The sequence below is a fragment of the Nocardiopsis valliformis DSM 45023 genome (genome assembly GCF_000340985.1).
GTDB lineage: Bacteria > Actinomycetota > Actinomycetes > Streptosporangiales > Streptosporangiaceae > Nocardiopsis > Nocardiopsis exhalans.
In genome coordinates, this window is record NZ_ANAZ01000002.1 from 13149 (window position 1) to 31684 (window position 18536).

General features: G+C 63.9%; 16 protein-coding genes, 1 pseudogene and 1 riboswitch. Of the genes and pseudogenes, 7 read left to right on the top strand and 10 right to left on the bottom strand.

Annotated features, from left to right (window positions below):
* Nucleotides 1-56: 56 nt before the first annotated feature.
* A riboswitch (cobalamin riboswitch) is annotated at nt 57-270 on the bottom strand.
* A 15-nt stretch (nt 271-285) separates the two neighbouring features.
* Nucleotides 286-1623 carry a PP2C family protein-serine/threonine phosphatase gene (locus tag D457_RS0100690; RefSeq protein WP_026116188.1) on the bottom strand — a complete coding sequence of 446 codons (1338 nt, stop codon included), beginning with the start codon at nt 1621-1623 and terminating at the stop codon, nt 286-288.
* A gap of 265 nt (nt 1624-1888) precedes the next feature.
* On the opposite strand from D457_RS0100690, the gene D457_RS0100695 reads away from it, so the two are divergent.
* Complete coding sequence (locus D457_RS0100695) at nt 1889-2146, top strand: SHOCT domain-containing protein (protein ID WP_017578714.1); 258 nt, start codon at nt 1889-1891, stop codon at nt 2144-2146.
* A gap of 31 nt (nt 2147-2177) precedes the next feature.
* On the opposite strand, the gene D457_RS35490 is transcribed toward D457_RS0100695, so the two are convergent.
* The 3 genes and pseudogenes from D457_RS35490 to D457_RS35500 form a co-directional block, all read right to left on the bottom strand.
* Nucleotides 2178-3203, bottom strand: coding sequence for an acyltransferase (locus D457_RS35490; RefSeq protein WP_017578715.1), 1026 nt, complete (start codon nt 3201-3203; stop codon nt 2178-2180).
* A 135-nt stretch (nt 3204-3338) separates the two neighbouring features.
* Nucleotides 3339-4247, bottom strand: a complete 909-nt coding sequence (locus tag D457_RS35495; protein ID WP_017578716.1) for a phosphorothioated DNA-binding restriction endonuclease — start codon at nt 4245-4247, stop codon at nt 3339-3341.
* A gap of 83 nt (nt 4248-4330) precedes the next feature.
* Nucleotides 4331-4444 (bottom strand): annotated as a pseudogene (locus D457_RS35500) (peptide-methionine (S)-S-oxide reductase MsrA); the annotation flags it as partial.
* A gap of 724 nt (nt 4445-5168) precedes the next feature.
* Here D457_RS35500 and D457_RS0100715 point away from each other — a divergent pair.
* The 5 genes from D457_RS0100715 to D457_RS0100735 all read left to right on the top strand — a co-directional run bounded on the left by D457_RS0100715 (nt 5169) and on the right by D457_RS0100735 (nt 11166).
* Nucleotides 5169-5918: a site-specific integrase gene (locus D457_RS0100715; protein ID WP_020480257.1), complete on the top strand. Its 750-nt coding sequence runs from the start codon at nt 5169-5171 to the stop codon at nt 5916-5918.
* 51 nt (nt 5919-5969) lie between these two features.
* On the top strand, nt 5970-7580 hold the full coding sequence (locus tag D457_RS0100720) for an ISL3 family transposase (RefSeq protein ID WP_017578718.1): 1611 nt from the start codon (nt 5970-5972) through the stop codon (nt 7578-7580).
* 396 nt (nt 7581-7976) lie between these two features.
* Entirely contained in the window at nt 7977-9446 is a 1470-nt protein-coding gene (gene ltrA, locus D457_RS0100725; protein ID WP_017578719.1) for a group II intron reverse transcriptase/maturase, read from the top strand.
* Nucleotides 9447-9571: 125 nt separating this feature from the next.
* Entirely contained in the window at nt 9572-9757 is a 186-nt protein-coding gene (locus tag D457_RS0100730) for a hypothetical protein (protein WP_204367435.1), read from the top strand.
* 329 nt (nt 9758-10086) lie between these two features.
* Nucleotides 10087-11166, top strand: coding sequence for an ISAs1 family transposase (locus D457_RS0100735; protein WP_239645973.1), 1080 nt, complete (start codon nt 10087-10089; stop codon nt 11164-11166).
* Nucleotides 11167-12005: 839 nt separating this feature from the next.
* Here the strand turns inward: D457_RS0100735 and D457_RS0100740 are convergent.
* Entirely contained in the window at nt 12006-13217 is a 1212-nt protein-coding gene (locus D457_RS0100740; protein ID WP_017578722.1) for an MFS transporter, read from the bottom strand.
* Nucleotides 13218-13242: 25 nt separating this feature from the next.
* Between D457_RS0100740 and D457_RS31650 the strand changes: the two genes are divergently transcribed.
* The gene (locus tag D457_RS31650; protein ID WP_239645974.1) at nt 13243-13767 is read left to right on the top strand and encodes a DUF2087 domain-containing protein; all 525 of its coding nucleotides are present in this window, start codon (nt 13243-13245) and stop codon (nt 13765-13767) included.
* On the opposite strand, the gene D457_RS34380 is transcribed toward D457_RS31650, so the two are convergent.
* The 5 genes from D457_RS34380 to D457_RS35510 all read right to left on the bottom strand — a co-directional run bounded on the left by D457_RS34380 (nt 13749) and on the right by D457_RS35510 (nt 18516).
* Nucleotides 13749-14798 carry a TylF/MycF/NovP-related O-methyltransferase gene (locus D457_RS34380; RefSeq protein ID WP_083926623.1) on the bottom strand — a complete coding sequence of 350 codons (1050 nt, stop codon included), beginning with the start codon at nt 14796-14798 and terminating at the stop codon, nt 13749-13751. The two genes, D457_RS31650 and D457_RS34380, sit on opposite strands and share 19 nt — an antisense overlap.
* Nucleotides 14782-15570, bottom strand: coding sequence for a class I SAM-dependent methyltransferase (locus D457_RS34385; protein WP_239645984.1), 789 nt, complete (start codon nt 15568-15570; stop codon nt 14782-14784). The genes D457_RS34380 and D457_RS34385 overlap by 17 nt, the downstream gene beginning before the upstream one ends.
* Nucleotides 15567-16571 carry a heme oxygenase-like domain-containing protein gene (locus tag D457_RS0100750; RefSeq protein WP_152514097.1) on the bottom strand — a complete coding sequence of 335 codons (1005 nt, stop codon included), beginning with the start codon at nt 16569-16571 and terminating at the stop codon, nt 15567-15569. Before D457_RS0100750 ends, D457_RS34385 begins: the two co-directional genes overlap by 4 nt.
* Nucleotides 16571-16993: a hypothetical protein gene (locus D457_RS35505; protein WP_152514098.1), complete on the bottom strand. Its 423-nt coding sequence runs from the start codon at nt 16991-16993 to the stop codon at nt 16571-16573. Before D457_RS35505 ends, D457_RS0100750 begins: the two co-directional genes overlap by 1 nt.
* A 536-nt stretch (nt 16994-17529) precedes the next feature.
* The gene (locus D457_RS35510; protein ID WP_152514099.1) at nt 17530-18516 is read right to left on the bottom strand and encodes a hypothetical protein; all 987 of its coding nucleotides are present in this window, start codon (nt 18514-18516) and stop codon (nt 17530-17532) included.
* Nucleotides 18517-18536: the final 20 nt, after the last annotated feature.

Below are 18536 nucleotides of genomic sequence, written 5' to 3' on the forward strand. Positions count from 1 at the left end.
TGCCTCGGGTGTCGGAGGCTCGAACGCGGAGCCTGGCATGGGAGCGCCTCCGCGCACTCGACGCGGAGGGGCCAGCAGGTCTTCGGACTCGGGTTCCTCCGGACGAGGTGCCTTCCCAAGGTCGGTGCCGTGCGGACGTCGCCGTCCGCGTGCCCGCGCCCCAGTGGCGTCAGTACCCCGCCCGTCCCCCACACCGCTGCGCGTCAGTTCCGGATTCGCACCGGATTCCCTGACCACCTACGTGGTACGACTGGCCCCGGAAGGATAACAAGGGCCTTTCGGGGCCTACACGACGGGCAGGACGGCGGGCGTACGCAGCGCCAGGACCGCAACGTCGTCGTGTCCGTCCCCGGGTGCGTTCGCCACCAGGGCCTCGCACAACTCCGCCAAGGATCCCTCCGCGTGTTTGGCGGCGACCTCGGCCAGGGCGTCCATTCCCCTGTCGAGGGAGTGGCGGGGGTGCTCGACCAGACCGTCCGTGTAGAGCACCACCGTCGTCGACACCGACAGCGCGCACCGGTGGTCCGGGCGGTCGAACGCCACGTCCACGCCGAGCGGCAGTCCGGGCTCCGCCTCCAGATAGCGGGGTTCACTGCCGGGGGCGAGCAGGAGGGGCGGCGGGTGGCCGGCTGTACTCCAGCACAGATCCCAACCACGGTCCGCGGGTTCGATCCTGGCCAGGCAGGCCGTGGTCACCGGGTTCTCCGTGATGGCGTGCAGAGTGTGGTCCAGCTGGGCCAGCACCTTGCTGGCGGGGGTGCCCCGGTCGTACAGCAGGGCGCGCAGCATACTGCGGGTCTGGGACATGGCCGCGGCGGCGACCAGGTCGTGGCCGACCACGTCGCCGATCACCGCAGCGCAGGCGCCGTCGGGAAGCATCAGGGCGTCGTACCAGTCTCCGCCGAGGTGGTGGCGGCCCTCACTGGCGGGGCGGTAGACGGCGGCCACGTCGAAGGGCCCGAGATCGGTCAGGCGCGGCAGCAGCAGGCGCTGGAAGCGTTCGGCTCCCGAGCGGACCTCCTCGAACAGGCGGGCGTTCTCGATGGCGACACCAGCGGCACCGGCCAGGGCCGTGACCACCTCTTCGTCCTGCACGTCGAAGGGCAGGCCGTCGTGCCGGGTGGACAGGTACAGGTTGCCGTAGACGCGCCCGCGCACGCTGATCGCCACTCCGAGCAGGGTGCGCATGGGTGGGTGGCCGGGCGGGAAACCGGCGGAGTCGGGGTGTGCGCCGATGTCCTGGATCCGCAGCGGTTCGCGCTGGTGGATCATGCGGCCGAGCAGCCCCTGCCCGGTGGGGTGTTCGACCCCCGCCAGGTGCTCGATCTCCTCCTGGCTCAACCCGACCGGGATGAACTGGGACAGGCCGCTGCCCTGCTCATGGAGAACGCCGAGGGCACCGTACCGGGCTCCGACCAGGTCCATCGCGGTGGTGACCACCCGGTGCAGCACGGCGGAGAGCTCCAGGTCCTGGCTGAGCGCCAGCACCGCCTCCAGCAGGGAGTTCATCCTCCCCTGCGTGCGCACCAGGTCCTGGATCTGCTGTGCGGCGTGGTGCAGGGCCTGCTCCGAGGCGACTCCTGATAATGGACCGGGCTCTCCCGGGCCGTGCTCGCCTGTCACTGCGTCCCCTTCCAGCGGCGTCGAGCGTCCGCCCCACCGTGCCGCGTCCTCTCCCCCCAGTATCTCTGGTTCCCGCCGTACTTGTCCGGCCCTTACACGGGTCACGCGTACAAAGGTTCAGCGCCCGGACTCACTCGCGGAAGTCCCCCGGGCGGGCGCCGGACGGCGGGACCTTCGTCCCGGCCCCGGGGGCCTCCGGCACTGGACGCCGTGAACTGCGGGTACGCACTCTGATAGGAGGGAACCCGAGGAGGGGACTGCGGTCATGCACGGCTGGGGATACGAAGGAATGGGCGGCTGGACGTTCGGATTCATGACCGTCGGGATGGTCCTGCTGTGGATCCTGATCATTCTCGCGATAGTGGCGCTCACCAGGCACCTGCTCAGGGAGAGCCGGTCCACCGCGCCGACGGAGGCCCGAACGCCCGCGACGGTACTGTCCGAGCGCTTCGCGCGCGGAGAGATCGACACGAAGGAGTACCGCGAGCGCCTGGATGCGCTCCGTGAGACAGGGCACGGTTGACCCGGACCACCCCGAAGCGACCGGCTCCGGCTCAGACGGTGGCGCGCACCAGCGGGACCCGCTGGGCGAGGGCCACCAGCACGAGGCTGATCACGGCGGTCGCGACGGCGTAGCCAGCGGCGGCGAACAGCGTGAGGAACCCCTCGGGCATCCCCCACAGGTCCCGCAGGGTGTACAGCACCATGACGTGCACCAGGTAGACGCCGAAGCTCAACCCGGCCACGGCGCTCACGACCCGGCGGGCGGTCTCCGCCATCGGGCTCCGCGCCTGTGCCAGGCGGGTGCCCGCGGCACGCAGGGTCAGGTAGGCGCCCACACCGGCGAGGATCATCGGCGGGGAGAGGAAGTCGTAGAAGTACTCACCTCCAGTGCCCCACTCCCCCTCGGAGAGTGCGGCCGCCCCGGCCCCCGCCGCGGTACCGGCCACGCCCAGGATGAAGACCACGACCCCCGTACGTACGGCCCGGGGCCCGCTGTCGGTGTTCAGCAGCAGCCACCCCAGCAGGTAGTAGCCGAGGAAGGGCACGAACCGGGTGACGGCCGTGACGCCGCCCGCCCCGTCGGCCAGCGCGAGCGCCTGATCGGCGAAGCCCACCGCGAGAGCCGCCCCGGCAAACCACCACAGACCCGTACGCGAGGTGTGCGCCACCACCGTCCGCAGGAACGGGGTGAAGAGGTAGAGGCCCGCGATGACGTACAGGAAGTAGAGGTGGATCGAGGGCGAACCCGAGGCGGCCTGGGAGAGGGCGTGGGAGAGGTCGGTCCCCTCACGCCACTGGTGCCAGGCCAGGTAGGCGACGGTCCACACGACCAGGGGCACGCCGATCCTGGCCCAGCGCTTGCGGTAGAAGTCGCCCGGCTCCTCGTCGCGCGGGCGCAGCAGGAGCGCGCCGCTGATCATCACGAAGACCGCCACACACCAGCGCAGTGCGGCGTCCACGACGTTGGCGGTCCACCAGGTGGGGCCGCCGAGGTCGGCGTGGATGGTACTCACCAGGGGTGAGTAGGCGTGCACGACGACGACCGCGGCCATGGCGGCGACGCGGGCGAACTCCATCCACGAAGTGGTCGGGGCGGGTGGGGCGGGGGCCGGGGCACCGCTGGGCACACTTTCTACTCGCACCCCCCACCGATATCATTCCGTTACCTTGTTGGGCAACCCGGCTTCCGCTGCGGGGCCGCCCGAACCGGGTCAGGTAGAGGTACCGGCTTCCACCCCTGTTCGAGCCCGCCCTCGGAAGACCTCACGCGTGTGCCAGGCAACGTACTCACGACCGATGGTGGACAGCCCCGCCTGCGGCTTTCCCGCGGGTCTCCCCGAGAGGTCCAAAACCATCCCCTCGGCTGCGGGAGAGCGCCCCACGAAACGTGTGGAGACGACGATTCCCAGGTCCTCGGACAGGCCCAGGACCCCCCTGTCGAAAAGACGGTGGTGGATCGAGCAGAGGCACAGCCCGTTGTCCACCTCGTCCGGCCCGCCCAGTGCCCACCAGCGCACATGCGCCGCCTCCAGTCCCACGGAGAAGCCGTCGATCCAGCCGTCGTATCCGCAGAACGCGCACTGGTACTCGTAGGCGACGAGGATCTCGTCACGGAACCCCGGGTCACGGCGCGCGCCCAGCCGCTCGTCCCGAGTACTCAGCGGGGTACCGGCCAGCGTGAGGCCCGCCAGGGTGGAGATCTCTGTATGCAGGGAGGGCTCGAAATTGCTCTCCAGCAGGAAGTGCGCCAGACGCTCCAGCAGCCCGGGCTCACGGTCCAGTGCCTCCGCCAGTTCCGGGACCAGACTCCCCCGGGCCTGACTGCGGCGCAGCAGCCCGGGACTCGCCCCCGGAGAACCCTCACCGGCGACGGTGTCGACACACCAGAACCCGTCACTGGTCAGATGGTGGAACGGGTAGGCCGGTGAGGTCCGCCGGGGCGGGCCGAACTCCTCGAGCAGGACCGAAAGCCGTTGCTCAGCCTCGCTGTAGGGAATCTGCCGCGCACCATGCCGCTGGTGGTCACCGAGCGCGTACAGCAGCAGGAGCGGCTTGTGCGGGGCACGGTAGCCGTTTCTCCCCCAGCGCCTGACCGAGGCAATCCGATCGATCCAGTCCATGGGCGAACGCTAACGCACACCGCGGGCGGAGCCGCGGCGGTCGTCAGCAGCGCTTCCCCGGCACAGCGGCGCGGGAGGCGGGGTCAGTCGTCGGCAGAGGCCACTCCGATCGGGCAGCTGTTGCCGGTACCACCGATGCCGCAGTAACCGTTGGGGTTCTTGGCGTCGGACAGGTACTGCTGGTGGAATTGCACGGCAATTGGAATCCAAAAAGGACATAATGCCTGATTGGCAGACAAAGCATATTCTAAGCATGTGATTAGGCCTTTACTCACAGCCACTAGGCCTGCCAGTCAGAGTTCGAATCTGATGCCCTCGACGAACGCCGCCTTGCGGCGATGATCACTCAGAGCTCGCACCCCAGACCTCTCCTAGAACTTGGGACAAGAAAGCTACAGGGCACGTCGCAACTCCGGCTCGTCGAACCAGGCGCTGAGGCTTGCCGGGGGCTTCTGCCGAGTCTGGTGGTCGAAGGGAACCGCGGGCCCTGACGGAAAACCGCAGCGGAGTCGTTCAACGACCACCAGCTCCTGTCTCACTGACGAGGGAGCAGAAAAGTGCCCCAGAAGCCGATCAGCCTCGGCCACGGCAAGGGCAGCCTCTTCAAGCGCTGTGAGTGCGCTGACCAGACGCGCTGCAAGCACGGGTGGCACATCCGGTACCGCTTCAACGGCAGGCCCCGAGAGGAAGGTTCCGGCCAGGCGTGGACCCGCCGCCTGGCGGAAGGTCGCCTACAGGAGATCAACAGGGCCAACGTTCATCGAAGCACTTGGCTCACGCGCCGGCCGCCGCTCGGGGCCGACTTTCGAACGGTTCACCAATGACTACCTGCAGGGCCGTATCGACCTGGGCAAGAATACCCAGCTCAACTACCGCAGCATCCTGGAGAACCACGTCTACCCCGAACTGGGCCGGCTTCCGGTGAACCGCATCGCTCGCTCTCCGCACGTGCTGGGCCAGTTCAAGCGCCTCATCGACACGGGGTTCACCTACCAGCGCCTCAAGGTGACACGGGATCTGCTGCACATGGTCTTCGAGGAAGCCCGCCTGGAGAAGATGATCTCCGAGAACCCGGTGACACGTATCCCCCTGCCACCTGAGCCCCTCGGCGAGTTCTGCCTGCCCACCGCGCAGGAGATCCATGCTCTCGCCGAGGCGATGCCGCCCCACTTGGGCCTGGGGATCTACCTCGGAGCAGGGTGCGGGCTCCGCCTGGGCGAGATCCTGGCCGCCAACGCCTCCTGCCTCCGGGAGGGCAACATCTACCGTCTCAAGCAGCAGTGGACCAAGCACGGTGAGTTCGGCCCGCTCAAGCACCGGCTTCAGGGCGAGTACCGTGACACGCCGATCAGCGATGAGCTGGTCTCTCGTATGGAAGAGCACAAGAAGCGGTACGGCGTTACTCCGGGCGGCTACTACCTCCGGGGAATGCGTCGGGAGTGTCTCAGGCTCCGTTTCCCGCAGGGCGCCGAGCACCTGAGGAATGTCCCCCTCTCACACTCCAGCTGGGCCAACGCCTTCAGCACGGCGCGGCGCATCTCCCAAGTCCGACCCGAGGTCAACACGAAGAGCCTGCGGCACTTCTTCGCCTCGACGGCTGGTTCTGTTCGTGAGTGTGGGTTCTGGCGCAGTTTCTGTGGAGCGGTCACACACCGTGAGACTTCGGGGTGATTTAGCGGAATCCGCCCCGTCTTCAGTGCCCCGCCGACAACCTCGAACGCCATGGACGAAGTCTGCTCATGGCTCACCCAGGCACTGTTCCCCGAGAACATCGACATCACCGTCACCAACGTGGAAACCACGGAGAAAGCGTTGTCGATCGAGGCCAGAGCGTCCGGTGACGGCGCCCTCAGTCCGGACTGCTCCCGGTGGTCTCAGCGCGTTCACGGCTCCTACTGGCGCAACCCAGCAGACCTGCCCGCCGCTGGGCTGGCGGTACGGCTGCGGCTGCTCGTGCGCCGGTTCCTGTGCCCCGCCCAAGAGTGCGATCGGCGGACCTTCACCGAGCAGGTACACGGTCTGACCCGCCCCCACAGCCGGTGGACCGAGCGACTGCGGGCCGTGCTGTCCTCGACGGGGCTGGCCCTGGCCGGACGTGCCGCCGCCCGCCTCCTCGGAGCCCATCTGGCGATCCCTGTCAGCCGGAGCACGGTCCTGCGACAGGTCACCGAGCGGCCCGTCCCCTTCCCGGGGCGGGTGCGTGTGGTCGGGTTGGACGAGTTCGCGCTGCGCAAGGGGCGGGTCTATGGCACGGTGCTGGTCGACGTCGAGACCCACCGCCCGATCGACCTGCTGCCCGACCGAGAGACGCAGACGGTCACCGCGTGGCTGCGCCAGCACCCCGAGATCGAGGTTGTGTACCGCGACCGGGCCACTTTCCACGCCGAGGCCGCCGACCAGGGGGCGCCCCAAGCGGTACAGGTCGCCGACCGGTGGCACCTGTGGGCGAACCTGGACCAGGCCGTCGAGCGCTGCGTCTCCGCCCACCGGACCTGCCTGCACGCCGCCCCGGCAGAGTCCGAGGACGAGAACGACACCGCAGAAGAAGAAGCACAGGCCGGGGAAGTATCGGCCTCGCCCTGGCCGACCGGGCACCGGTTCGCCGACCGCGTCCGAGAGACCCACGCCGCCGTCCACGACCTGCTCGCCAAGGGGCACAACCACCGGTCGATCCAACGCCACCTGGGCATGGGCTCCACCACCGTGGTCCGCTACGCCCGAGCGACGGATCCACAGGAGCTGTTCCGAGGCCAGTGGCAGAGCCGCTCAAGCAAGGTGGACCCCTACAAGCCCTACCTCGACCAGCGGTGGGACGAGGGGTGCACCAACGCCTGGAAGCTGTTCGAGGAGGTCCGCGAACGCGGCTACCCCGGCGGGTACGGGATGGTGCGCGCCTACCTCAAACCCCAACGGTCCCGAGCCCAACCAGCCGGGCCGAAGCCGCCACGGGCGCGCGAGGTGGCGGGGTGGATCATGTGCCCACCCGAAGTCCTGGACGAGGAGGAGCGCCTGCGCCTGAAGCACGTGGCCGAGCAGTGCCCCGATCTGGGCTCCCTGGTAGGCCACGTGCGGTCCTTCGCGCAGATCCTCACCCAACACAAGGGTGAACGTTTGGACCAGTGGCGCGCCGAGGCGCGTGTTGTGGACCTTCCTGCGCTGCGCTCGTTCATCGACGGGCTGGGGCGTGATCTGGACGCGGTGCGGGCCGGACTGACCTTGCCATGGAGTTCTGGTCCGGTCGAGGGGAACGTGAACCGGATCAAGATGCTCAAGCGGCAGATGTACGGGCGTGCGGGGTTCGCCCTGCTGCGCAAGCGCGTCCTCCTGGCCTGAAGGTGGTCACGGTGTGTGACCGCTCCACAGAAACTGCGCCAGAACCAAACCTGGTGGATATGGGGCGGGACTGCGGTGCGGGCCGGGCTGTTTCGATAAGCAGGCTCCCGTCCGATGTGGTCTCCAACCGCACCGGACAGGTCGCCCCGCGAGTCTGCGGGTGGGGCGACGACCGCCGGGGTATAGCCGGGTCCCTCCCGTGGCGACCGGAGCGAAGTGAACATGGGAACCGTGTGGGGCCTGCCCGCACCTATCGCCGCAACCAGCGGCCAGGTGGGCAGACACGCTGTCCGTTGTCGGGCCCTGCGCGGGGCGGAGCGGCCGTAGTACTCCGAGGACGGTAACACCGTCCGCATGGGGAAGGGCCGCAGCGAGTCATCGCAGCAAGGAGAGGAAATGTCAGGAGCCACGCCGGTGAACACCGGCGTTCCGTTCGATGCCGCTACGGCGGCTTCGCGGGTACTGGGGATTCAGTCCAAGCTGCACGAACGGGCGGCGGCCGACCCAGGCCGTGTGTTCGATGATCTGTTCAACCTTGTGGCCGAACCGGCGTTTCTGCTCCAAGCATGGCGCCGGGTACGGGACAACGTGGGGGCACGCACTGCTGGGATCGACGGGTGGACCGGTCCGGAGATCGAGAACTCCGTCGGCGGCATCGCCGGGTTCTTGTCCCGGATCCGCGAAGATCTGAAGGCCCGCACATTCACCCCGCTGCCCGTGGCTGAGCGGCTGATCCCCAAGTCCGGGGGAAAGCTGCGACGCCTGGGCATCCCCACGGCCCGTGACCGGGTCGTGCAGGCCGCGCTCAAGCTCGTGCTGGAACCGATCTTCGAGACCGGGTTCAGCTCGTCGAGCTATGGGTTTCGGCCCAAACGACGCGCGCAGGACGCGATCGAGGACATCAGGCACCACACCCGTATGGGATACGAGTGGGTTCTGGAGACCGACATCGCGAACTGCTTCGACGAGATCTCGCACACCGCTCTGATGGACAGGGTGCGCAGGCGGATCTCCGACAAGCGGGTCCTGGCACTGGTCAAGGCGTTCCTGCACGCAGGGATCCTCACCGGTGAGGGGCTCTTGCGTGAGACACCGGCGGGCACGCCACAAGGCGGGATCTTGTCACCACTGCTCGCCAACATCGCTCTGAGCGTGATCGACGAGCACTTCGACGCGGAGTGGAACACGCACGTGAACGAGTATGCCCGGCGCCGTCACCGCAAACAGGGAGGGGCGACCTACCGGCTGGTGAGGTACGCCGACGACCTGGTCGTGGTGGTGTTCGGTACTCGCGAGCATGCCCAAGCACTGCGCGTGGAAGTGGCAGACGTGGCCGCGAAGATCGGGCTACGCCTGGCGGAAGACAAGACCCATACCGTCCATATCGACGACGGGTTCGACTTCCTCGGGTTCCGTATCCAACGGCATACCCAGTGGGGAACAGACCGTCGCCGGATCTACTCCTACCCCTCGGACAAGGCCGTCAAGTCGGTGAGGTCCAAGGTCAAGGCGTTGACAGGACGGCAGACCATGAACATGGAGCCTCGCAAGATCTTCATCCGGTTGGGGCTGCTCTTGCGGGGCTGGACCACATACTTCCGGCACGGGGCCTCCAAGATCGCCTTCAGCGATCTGGAGCACTACGTGTGGCACCGTGTCTGGAAGTGGCTGCGACGTCGACATCGTCGCAAGAACTGGAGGTGGATCGCCCGCACCTACGGCACGCCCCACAACCAGTGGGGCTTTGCTGCCGAGGGTGTGGAGTTGTTCAACCCCGCCAAGGTATCCATCATCCGGTACCGGTATCGGGGTAAAGCGATCCCGACCCCGTGGACTATCCGGCCAGGGGTAGTCCCTTCCGTCTGAGGGACTCGTGGAGAGCCCGGTGCCGGGAAACTGGCACGCCGGGTTCGGGCGAGCGGCCAGGGGAAACGACCAGCCGAAATGTTGGAGCCGCACCCCTGGCCGACTCGCACAACAAGCTCCACCACGTGCGGGATGTGACCTACGACGAGGATCGCTCCCAGGTGCGCGCGGGCAGCGCTCCTCAGGTCATGGCGACCCTGCGTAACACCGCGATCGGGTTGCTGAGAGCGGCCGGGTTCGACAACATCGCCGAGGCCAACCGTCACATGATCCGCGACGAGGCTCGCCCGCTCAGACTCCTACAGACCTGACTTTGCCGGAGCCCTGGGGCTAGAGGCCAAGGACAAGCGCTCCTGGCCTTTGGGGACAGGCAGCGTCCGTCGCCGTATCCGATCGGAGACCTTCAGCAACTCGGGTCGGCAACCAAGAACTGGGGCGCCCCGGGCTCCTCCATACCAACAGATACGTCTCCGCTTTTCGGTTATCCCCTCTCACTACAGGGGTGTTGCAAAGTCGGTGACGGGCGACATCGCCCCTGGTCACAGGAGCGTTTCAGCGTGAGCCAAGCGCCTTGAACACAACAACGGAGCCCTGGTAGAAGGTCAGGAACTCTCACACCCCTGGCCTCACAAGGACTCCGTTGCACCCCAAGTCTGCCATGCCCGCCTCCGCCCTGCCCGCGCCCGCAGAGGAAGAAGCCGATCCTCGCGACCGGAGGGGCCACCGCCACCGCCTGGGCTGCATCGTCCTGGTCTGTCTGTGCGCGGTGCTGGCCGGAGCCCGCTCCCTGACCGCGATCGGCCCATGGGCGACCAACGCACCCCAGCACACCCTGGCCCGGCTGGGAGCCCGCACCACCGCCCCCTCAGCGGCCACTATCCGACGGGTGCTGACCAGCCTGGACCCCACCGCCCTGACCCGCATGACCACCGCCGCCGACCTGGCCGTGCTCATCATCGACGGCAAGAGCGTGCGGGGCTCACGCACCCGCGACCACCAGGCCATGCACCTGCTGGCCGCGATGACCCCCACCGGACACGTCGCCGCTCAGATCCGTGTAGCGGACAAGACCAGCGAGATCCCCGCGCTCGCCGACGTCCTTGACGACTTGGACATCGAAGGCAGCGTGATCTCCGCCGACGCTTTGCACACCCAGACCGAAACCGCCGATCACCTGGTCAGCGAGCGCAAGGCCCACTACGTGCTCACCGTCAAACGCAACCAGCCGAACTTGTTCGACCAGGTCAAAGCGCTTCCATGGGCGAAGGCACCCGCCCTGTTCACCGAGATAGGGCGCGGGCACGGGCGGGTCGAGAGGCGCACGGTCAAGGTGCTCACCGCACCCCGGATCGCGTTCCCTCACGCGGCGCAGGTGCTGCGGGTCCACCGGTGGGTCAAGGAGTTGGCCACCGGGCGGGTGCGGCGTACCTACGCCTACGTCATCACGAGCTTGCCCGCCGAGCGGGCCGACGCTGCCCGGTTGGCGGGCCTGGTGCGGGGTCATTGCCGGATCGAGGCGCTACATCATGTACGGGACGTGAACTTTGGTGAGGATGCCTCGCGGGTGCGGACCGGGCACGGTCCGCAGAACATGGCGATGCTGCGCAACCTGGTGATCCCGCTGCTGGCAGAGCTGGGGCACACGAGCATCCCCGAGGCGGTGCGTTGGGTGTCCTACGAGGCTTTGAGCCGCCCGCTCGGCCTTCTCGGACTCGCGTGACCAGCGCTGATCCCGACCTCACCCGACTTTGAAACAGCCCTGGGTGTTCAAGGACTACTTCCGGCAGGCGCTCGACTCCATTAAGGAGGTCGGCTGATGCACCGCACCCAGCGGGTCCCGGCCATGGCGGACCCGTCCCAGAGCCAGGGCCCGTCCCGGGTGGGCCGCACCGGGGCGAGGAGGGTGTGGACCGACACCACCAGCCCGGACCCGCGCGAGGGGCGCCTCAGCAGTCTCCGTCGACACGGGACGGGACCCCAGGTGCTGCTCGGCAACCGCTGTAGCGCGGCCTCGAGCGCCTCGCCGCCCATCCGGTCGGCAGCACGGCCGACACCAGCAGCTCCGACGGGGGCGCAGAACGGTCGGCACCGAACCGGCCGCAGCCGAGTCGATGGGCCGCAGCGACACCTTCCACGCGGAGGTCCTGGACATGCCGTCCAGCCATGGGAGGTAGCGACTGTCCGCCGACTGCGTCGTTGGGGTTTCGGGGGCCTCGGACGTGATCGGCTCGTCGCCCCTCGGTTCGAAAGCATGTTTGGATCCGAGTCGATCCTGCCGTGCCGACGGGCACAGATCCTGCACTGTCACGCGGACGGCCCGGCCCGCTCCCCGCCTTTCGGGGAATTCGGCGGCCGGAGGCCGGGCCAGGACGAACGGGGTGGCGACGGGCCGTGTTCGGCGTGGTACCAGCGCGCCTACGAGCCGATGCCGCCCCGGAAGGCAGCGGCGAACCCAAGCGACTGGCCCTCTCACAGCCTCAGCCGCGAGGTGGCAGGGGCTGCGGCTCCTGCCCTGCAGCACGTCCACACCCGGAACCCCGGCGCCGAGGGTCTTCCGCCTCACTCCAGTCGCCCGAACGCCCTGGAGAAGAGGACTCCGAGAGCACCCGCAACGACCAGGAGGACCGCCCCAGAAAGGACAGCCATAGGTACCGATGCCGCCTCCGCCAGCATTCCGCTTGTCAGCGCCCCGATAGGGATGACCCCCCAGCTGACCAGCCTAGTCGCACTGACCATCCTTCCCATCAATTCTTCGGGACACACGGCCTGCCGGTAGGCCATCGAAACGATACTGAACAGGCCGATGCCGAAGTTGAACACCATGTACGAAAGGCCGAATACCCACTCACTCAGGAGGAGGGAGCTTATTCCAATTCCGACTCCGGCGGCCGCTATGCTGATGAACGAGCTGTTCAGGACGGTCTTCGCTCCGAACCTCTCCGCCAGCCTGCCACAGAAAATCACACCAACAAGTCCGCCGAGAGCACCGACGGAAACGAAGAGTCCGACAGAGGCCGTTGGAACATCCAGGTCGCGGATCAGGAACATGACCAGGACTGCCTGCAGCAGGCCTCCTCCGAAATTGACCGCTGCACTGGCAAGTGTGAGATTACGTAGTTCGTAGGTAATGAAGACGTACCGGAGCCCATCGACGAGCTCCCGCCACCAGACTTTCGCCTTCGTGCGTTCGTCGGCCGCGGGCTCACGTGTCGCACCCATCATCGCAGCGCTCACAGCCGATACTCCGGAATGCAGAAGCGAACTGATGCCGGGTCCCAGCCAACCGAACGCCGCACTCCCGAGAGGAGGGCCCAAGATCTGTGCTGCAGTTTGTGTACTGCCGACCCGCGAGTTCGCCTTGACCAGCAAGGGTTTTTCCACAAGGCGCGGAATCATCGTTTGACTGCCGATCTCGAAAACAACCCCCAGGCAGGCAATCACGAAAGAAAGAGCTATGAGCCAAACAAAGTTGACCAGTTCGTTCATCACTAGGAATGCGATGGTGAACCCGATGGCCACCTGCGCCAGACCCACGAGTGAGAGCAACTTCTTCTTTCGGCGGAGCCGGTCGATGTACACGCCCAGAGGAAGGCCTATGACGAGCCACGCCATCTCTTGAGCTGCGACGATCGCGGAGACCGCAGAAGGATCCAATACGAGGGTCTCGACGGCGATCAGCTGGATAATGACCCCGACGAAAGCGACTGATGTGATGAGACTTGCGTCTGAAAACCAGTAGAGGTAAAATGAGCGACTGAAGTTCGAATTCATTTACTTTTCTTAGAATGGTATTGCCATGGATGACGCAAGGCTGCGGCGACTGTCGCCAAAAGTGCTCGCCCTTCTGGGCGAGCCCGATCGACTCGCCGTGGTCGCCAGCTTGATGGTCGGCAACGAACCGCCTCCGGGCGCGGGGAAGAACTCACCCGAAAAGATGGTCGAGCAACTAGAGGCTGGCGGTGTCCTCGACAACGGGCAGGTGACTACGGAAAGCCTATCCGCTCTCTTGAAAGAGTGCCTCGACGAGGTCCGTGAGTTGATTAAGGAGGAGCACGCCCCGCCGGGCGCCAAGCACTTGCGGAAACTCGACTTCAGGCATGGGCACCTCGTTCATATCCCGAGCAACCCGGCGCAGCGGGATATGCTGCTGGAGTGGCTGGTCGACTCCCTTCTGGTCGACCCCTCTTATCAGGAGAGCGAACTGAAGGTCCTGTTGAGGACGGTCCACCACGACCATGCAGCCCTGCGGCGTTATCTTGTCGACGGGGGGTACATGAAACGCGATCCACACAGCGGAACGTACTACCCCCGCCGGTCCTGAATATCCAAAGCAGGTTTGACTGCAATCGCTCCTTGAATGTCGAGCCGCGAGAACAAGGGGCGTACGTTCCCCTTTCTGGAGAAGTATTCATCGACAGCTCTCGTAGCTCCTGACTGCTTTCCGTAGTCGTCCACCAGAAGTACGCCTGATTTCTGTAGCTTAGGGTACAGGTGGACCAGCTCACACATGGTGGAGTCGTAGTCGTCCGTATCGAGCCGAAGCAGTGCTATCTGCTTCGGCTTATACTTTGGTAGCACATTCTGAACGTATCCCGGAATGAATTTCATGGAAGATTTCGGATATCCGGTGGCCAGGAGAGTCTGCTGAACCTCACCGACGGAAACACCGACTCTGTCAGGGCTGTCACTACCAGGACCATTCGGCCCAGCAAAGCCGCTACCCTCGACATCAAGGAATTCGAGACCGTCCTCGGAGCCCTGGTCACGCCAGCTCAGGTCGTAAGTGTCGTAGAGCCAAAGATCTCTAATATCCTGCAGTGAAAGGAGCTTCTTCGCCGCAAGTTCCATGCTGCCGCCGCGCCACACACCGCACTCCACTATGTCACCTTCTATTTGCGAATGGTGCACATACTCGATGGCATTGACCAGGGCATATCCGAGAGCTGGGCTCGAATACGTGCGAGTCGCTACACCAAGGTACTCTTCGACAAATTCGGGATCCCTGTGCTCGATGTCGTGGTAACTGTTCAAGGTACGCAGCAGCTCGAATATGGGGCTGCGAACGGAGGGGCGCGGATCATCGGTATCGGACAGTACAAGAAGCTCTTTCTCCTTCCACTCCTCAATGAGGCCCAAGAGCGCACCTTGGCTGTCCGCATGGATCGAGCCGGCGACTTCCTGAGCGGTCGCTCCCGAATAGAACCGGGCAAGTACCGGCAAAATTTCTGGAGAATCTATTCGCCAAATGTCGGTGAGGCGATCTGCCTTGCCCAGGCACAATTTGCCTTCGTCCCAGGACCAAAAAACTCCGGAAGCGAACTTGAGAAGAGTGCCGTCACTTGAATCGGCCACGGATCACCACCCTGTCCTGGAGGCCATGGGTGCTGATTTTTTCGAGTCCATACTGACGGAACAACCGAACAACTTCGGAGGGCTGGAAAAGTGCGCGCCTGTGCAAGGCTGAATGTCGCTGTACGAGACTTCCATGAGGACAGAATTTTATGATCTCCTTCAGTGTGAGGAGTTCGTCGTCCTTGTTGCTGAGAATGCTTTCCTCTCGTATCACGTAGCGGAAGCCCCCGTGTTCGACCGTCACCGTCGGCCGCGCAGGGGCTTGGTGGTTCTGGCTCTGGCCACTGGGCAGTGTCCACATCATCTGCCCCTCTCCCGAAAGGTGTGCCACCGCAGCTGCCACAACCTTCTCCAGTGCAAAACTGTCGGGAAGGAGGCAGATCGTTGCATCCGTACAGATCACAGCATCCACTGTGTACTCCGGCCAAGTCCCGGAATCGCGGAAGTCGCCCACCGTGATGAAGGATGGGTCAATATTTCTTTCCTCGGCATAGGGTTTTGCCTGGAGGACCATGTCCCGGGAGGCTTCGATACCATGAACCTCAAGCTTATCCTGGGCAAGTCGAAACAGAACTCTCCCATATCCTGCACCCAGCTCGAGTATGCTTCGGCTTCCAGATTCATGGATGAACGAACGCTGTACCTCCTCGTCATCCAACCATAGTTCCGGTGGTGCCAAAACGGGAAATATCTCAGCAACCAGTCCCCCGTAGAGATCCCCTTCATGGCCGCAGCGGTTCGAAGAACCATCGATCCAAGAGGTTCCATTCATGTCGGCCACCCCATCGCCTCGTTCGCCCACCCGACACCTACTTCCTGATCCCAGTCACTGTAGTGTCGCTCAACACCGCGGAACAGCCAATCAAGCGACACAGTGGTTTGATGAACAATCTCGAAGAGAGAAGCGATCCGGTCCCGAGAAAGAGCACCTTCCACAGCAAGCAGCTCCACCGGAAGGTTGCCGTGATCCTCGTCGTCGTCGATCTCTTCGTGCGATCGTGCACACCTGATAAGGTCGTCCGGGATGTCAGTCAAAAGCGAGAGTATGTCACTCTCCGAGTTGTCATGCACTGAAGCGCGTGGGCTTTGCGGGACTTCGGGGACAATAATGCTGGCCGCGAAGTGGGCTGGAGAGAGATTCGCAGCGGTGTAGAAGCAGAGATTATAGGAAAGTGTTTCAGGTTGGGGCACACCTTTTCGCACTGCATCGGGGTCGAGCCCGACTGAGGCGAAACCGTCCGCCAGCAACTCCCCGTGTCCGCTTTCTTCTTCGAAAAACTCTTGCAGGAGTTTCCTTTGCTGTTCCGGGAGCCAGTGGCCGAGTACCGCCGGTGCTGTCCAATCCGCATTGCGGATCATGTAGTAGGTTTCCAGCAGAACGCCGATCTGCACGTTCTTGTGAGCCCCATTTTGCAAGGTGTGCATCAGAGGGTTCTTCACTAGGAGCCGATTGATGAGGATCCGATAATAATCGACCAATCGATAGCCGACGTACTCGCCATCAAAGGCATCGAGTGGTGCTGACTCGATGATGACACCCTGCGCCACAAGTTTCTGGATGAAACCTGCGATGGCCTCGGGACTGTCCGTTCCGAGAACGGAATAGAGCCAGCTCCTCAGGTTCACCGAACTCGTTCCAGGGTTCGGTAGTTCCCCAGGAACCTTGTCGCGAGCTTCGAACGAAACTTCGAACGGACCGTTCTTGAAGCTGACGGTACTATTCTCACAGCTGAGGAAGACTCCTGGCTTGATTCGGGGCTCATCAATGATCATCAGGCATTCTTTCTGTAGATTTTTATGGACGCTGTGCGAGCCCAATCGAGTATTTCACGAATTCGCTCTTCAGGTTTCTGGTCGATAGCTGGAAGCAAAAATCCGAAATCTGACCAGGCATGGATCGACATGGACCAGAACAATGAACTGCGGAGCATTCCGCTCCGCAGGGGGCCCGCTGTGTCGAGGTACATACGCTCGATCGCCCTCCGCCGAACATGTTCTGCTCTGACTAGTTCCTCACTGGACGATCGGGCATCTGTCGCAGAAACAAGATCATGGGGCGCCTGGTCCAGGACGAACAGGATGTAGTGCTTGTGCCAGACCGGCAGGGCATCGATGACATACGATGAAAGACGGTAGCGACTTCCCAGGACACCGCCACCACCCGGGAACGCGAGCGCGGCTGCCGCGATGGCCATGTCCGCTGGGTCCATCCCAGTACAAGAGATGAGGAAGGAACTGGTGCCCGCGACCTCGGTTACATCGGCGGGTGCCAACCTCGTGGTGGCTGGTGTCCCTGTTACCTGCTCCCGGGCAACGGAGCTGCTCGGAACGGGGTACCGGTCCCATTCTTGTGGCGGGAGCAGCAAAACAGCACCGCTGCCACGGTGATTCTGATGGTCGTGACAGCCTGCTCTTGCAGCGCGCAAACGACGTGCCAGTGCGTGTCTGTCTGGATTGTCAGATTCACGGAGAGAAACAAACTCTTCCCATACCCATGCAAGGGTACTTCCGTACTGTACGCCTTTTTTGGGGCTGATGCGGGCCCAGACGTCAGTGGGAAGACAGACGTCCGTGACGAAATGGCTGTCGTCTCCTGAGCGGATCCTCGCGTCCCCGTACGCGGCATAGATGGTAGGCACTTCGCGGCGATGGTGGCGGACCACCATGAGTCCGTCACTATCAACAGAGCCCCATTCCGTAGTCGACTCGGGGCTTGTGCAATGTACCGAACTCATTGTCCAACCGTTTCCAGAAAATTTTTCTCTGCAGCCGCGAGAATCCTTTTCAGGTTGGTTGTACGGCAGTTTTCAAGTGCCCTCATGTACTGCTCGTGGGCATTGGTTTCTCCCAAGTACTCAAGGGCGAGAATCTCATCCAGTGCTGTTTTCATGTTCGAGCAAGTGATGGACGATGCCACATACCTTTTCCGTAGGACATTGCATAGAAAATTTTCGTCAGAACCATTGATGGCACGTTCTATGAGGTCGAACGGAGCAACGGTGTCTTCGGTGGCCAGGATGAGATCGACCCGTGCCTCGATTAGTACTTGGAACGGGGACATGGTGACAGGTTGCTCACGTGCAACCAAAGAACCCAGAGCCGGTACGACCAGAATACGAAGCATGTTCCAGCCGGCCACGTCACTGATGCTTCTCGCGTGATAACTGAGGGAGGAGGTCTGCCTGGTTCCGTAGCTATGTCCGGGATCGACCGAGCTGTTTCCGGTATCGGAGGCATCCACCCTTCGCGAAGGCCGACACCTGTCGTGCCTGCTGAAGAGTGTCTCATACGTGTAGGCCCGTCTCAAAGCTCCTGCCGAAGGATCCCGCAAGTACACTCTCGGGCGGACCGACCGAGTGATCCTGCTCCTAAAGCCACAAAAACTATCGATCAATTGGGAAGTATCGTTGAACGTGTCCGCTCGACATCCTTTGTTCTCCAGTATTATCCGATCGATGTGCTGTGCCAACTGCAGTTCATGGCAGGCCTTGTTCCATCGTTGAGAAATTGTTTTCAGTGCAACCAGTACTTCATCCTCATCCTGTACTGGAGTCCAGAAGACGATCGTTACATCGGACGTTTGTCCGTGCCAGATCCTCTGGAATTCAGTTCCGTCTGGATCGAAGCACATCGCATGTTCGAAAAGGTGGGAATGCTCCACTTCGGTCGGATGTTCATCCCTAATTCCGACCTGTATCATGAGGACCACTTCAAGCATGTCCCTCCTTCCTCCGTGGC

Excerpts from the sequence above, each read along its gene's own strand:
- D457_RS0100695 (WP_017578714.1), top strand. The coding sequence starts at position 1,889 with ATGCACGGCTGGGGATACGAAGGAATGGGCGGCTGGACGTTCGGATTC.
- D457_RS35490 (WP_017578715.1), bottom strand. The coding sequence starts at position 3,203 with ATGGAGTTCGCCCGCGTCGCCGCCATGGCCGCGGTCGTCGTCGTGCAC.
- D457_RS35495 (WP_017578716.1), bottom strand. The coding sequence starts at position 4,247 with ATGGACTGGATCGATCGGATTGCCTCGGTCAGGCGCTGGGGGAGAAAC.
- D457_RS0100720 (WP_017578718.1), top strand. The coding sequence starts at position 5,970 with ATGGACGAAGTCTGCTCATGGCTCACCCAGGCACTGTTCCCCGAGAAC.
- ltrA (WP_017578719.1), top strand. The coding sequence starts at position 7,977 with ATGTCAGGAGCCACGCCGGTGAACACCGGCGTTCCGTTCGATGCCGCT.
- D457_RS0100740 (WP_017578722.1), bottom strand. The coding sequence starts at position 13,217 with ATGAATTCGAACTTCAGTCGCTCATTTTACCTCTACTGGTTTTCAGAC.
- D457_RS31650 (WP_239645974.1), top strand. The coding sequence starts at position 13,243 with ATGGATGACGCAAGGCTGCGGCGACTGTCGCCAAAAGTGCTCGCCCTT.
- D457_RS34385 (WP_239645984.1), bottom strand. The coding sequence starts at position 15,570 with ATGAATGGAACCTCTTGGATCGATGGTTCTTCGAACCGCTGCGGCCAT.
- D457_RS0100750 (WP_152514097.1), bottom strand. The coding sequence starts at position 16,571 with ATGATCATTGATGAGCCCCGAATCAAGCCAGGAGTCTTCCTCAGCTGT.
- D457_RS35505 (WP_152514098.1), bottom strand. The coding sequence starts at position 16,993 with ATGGCCATCGCGGCAGCCGCGCTCGCGTTCCCGGGTGGTGGCGGTGTC.
- D457_RS35510 (WP_152514099.1), bottom strand. The coding sequence starts at position 18,516 with ATGCTTGAAGTGGTCCTCATGATACAGGTCGGAATTAGGGATGAACAT.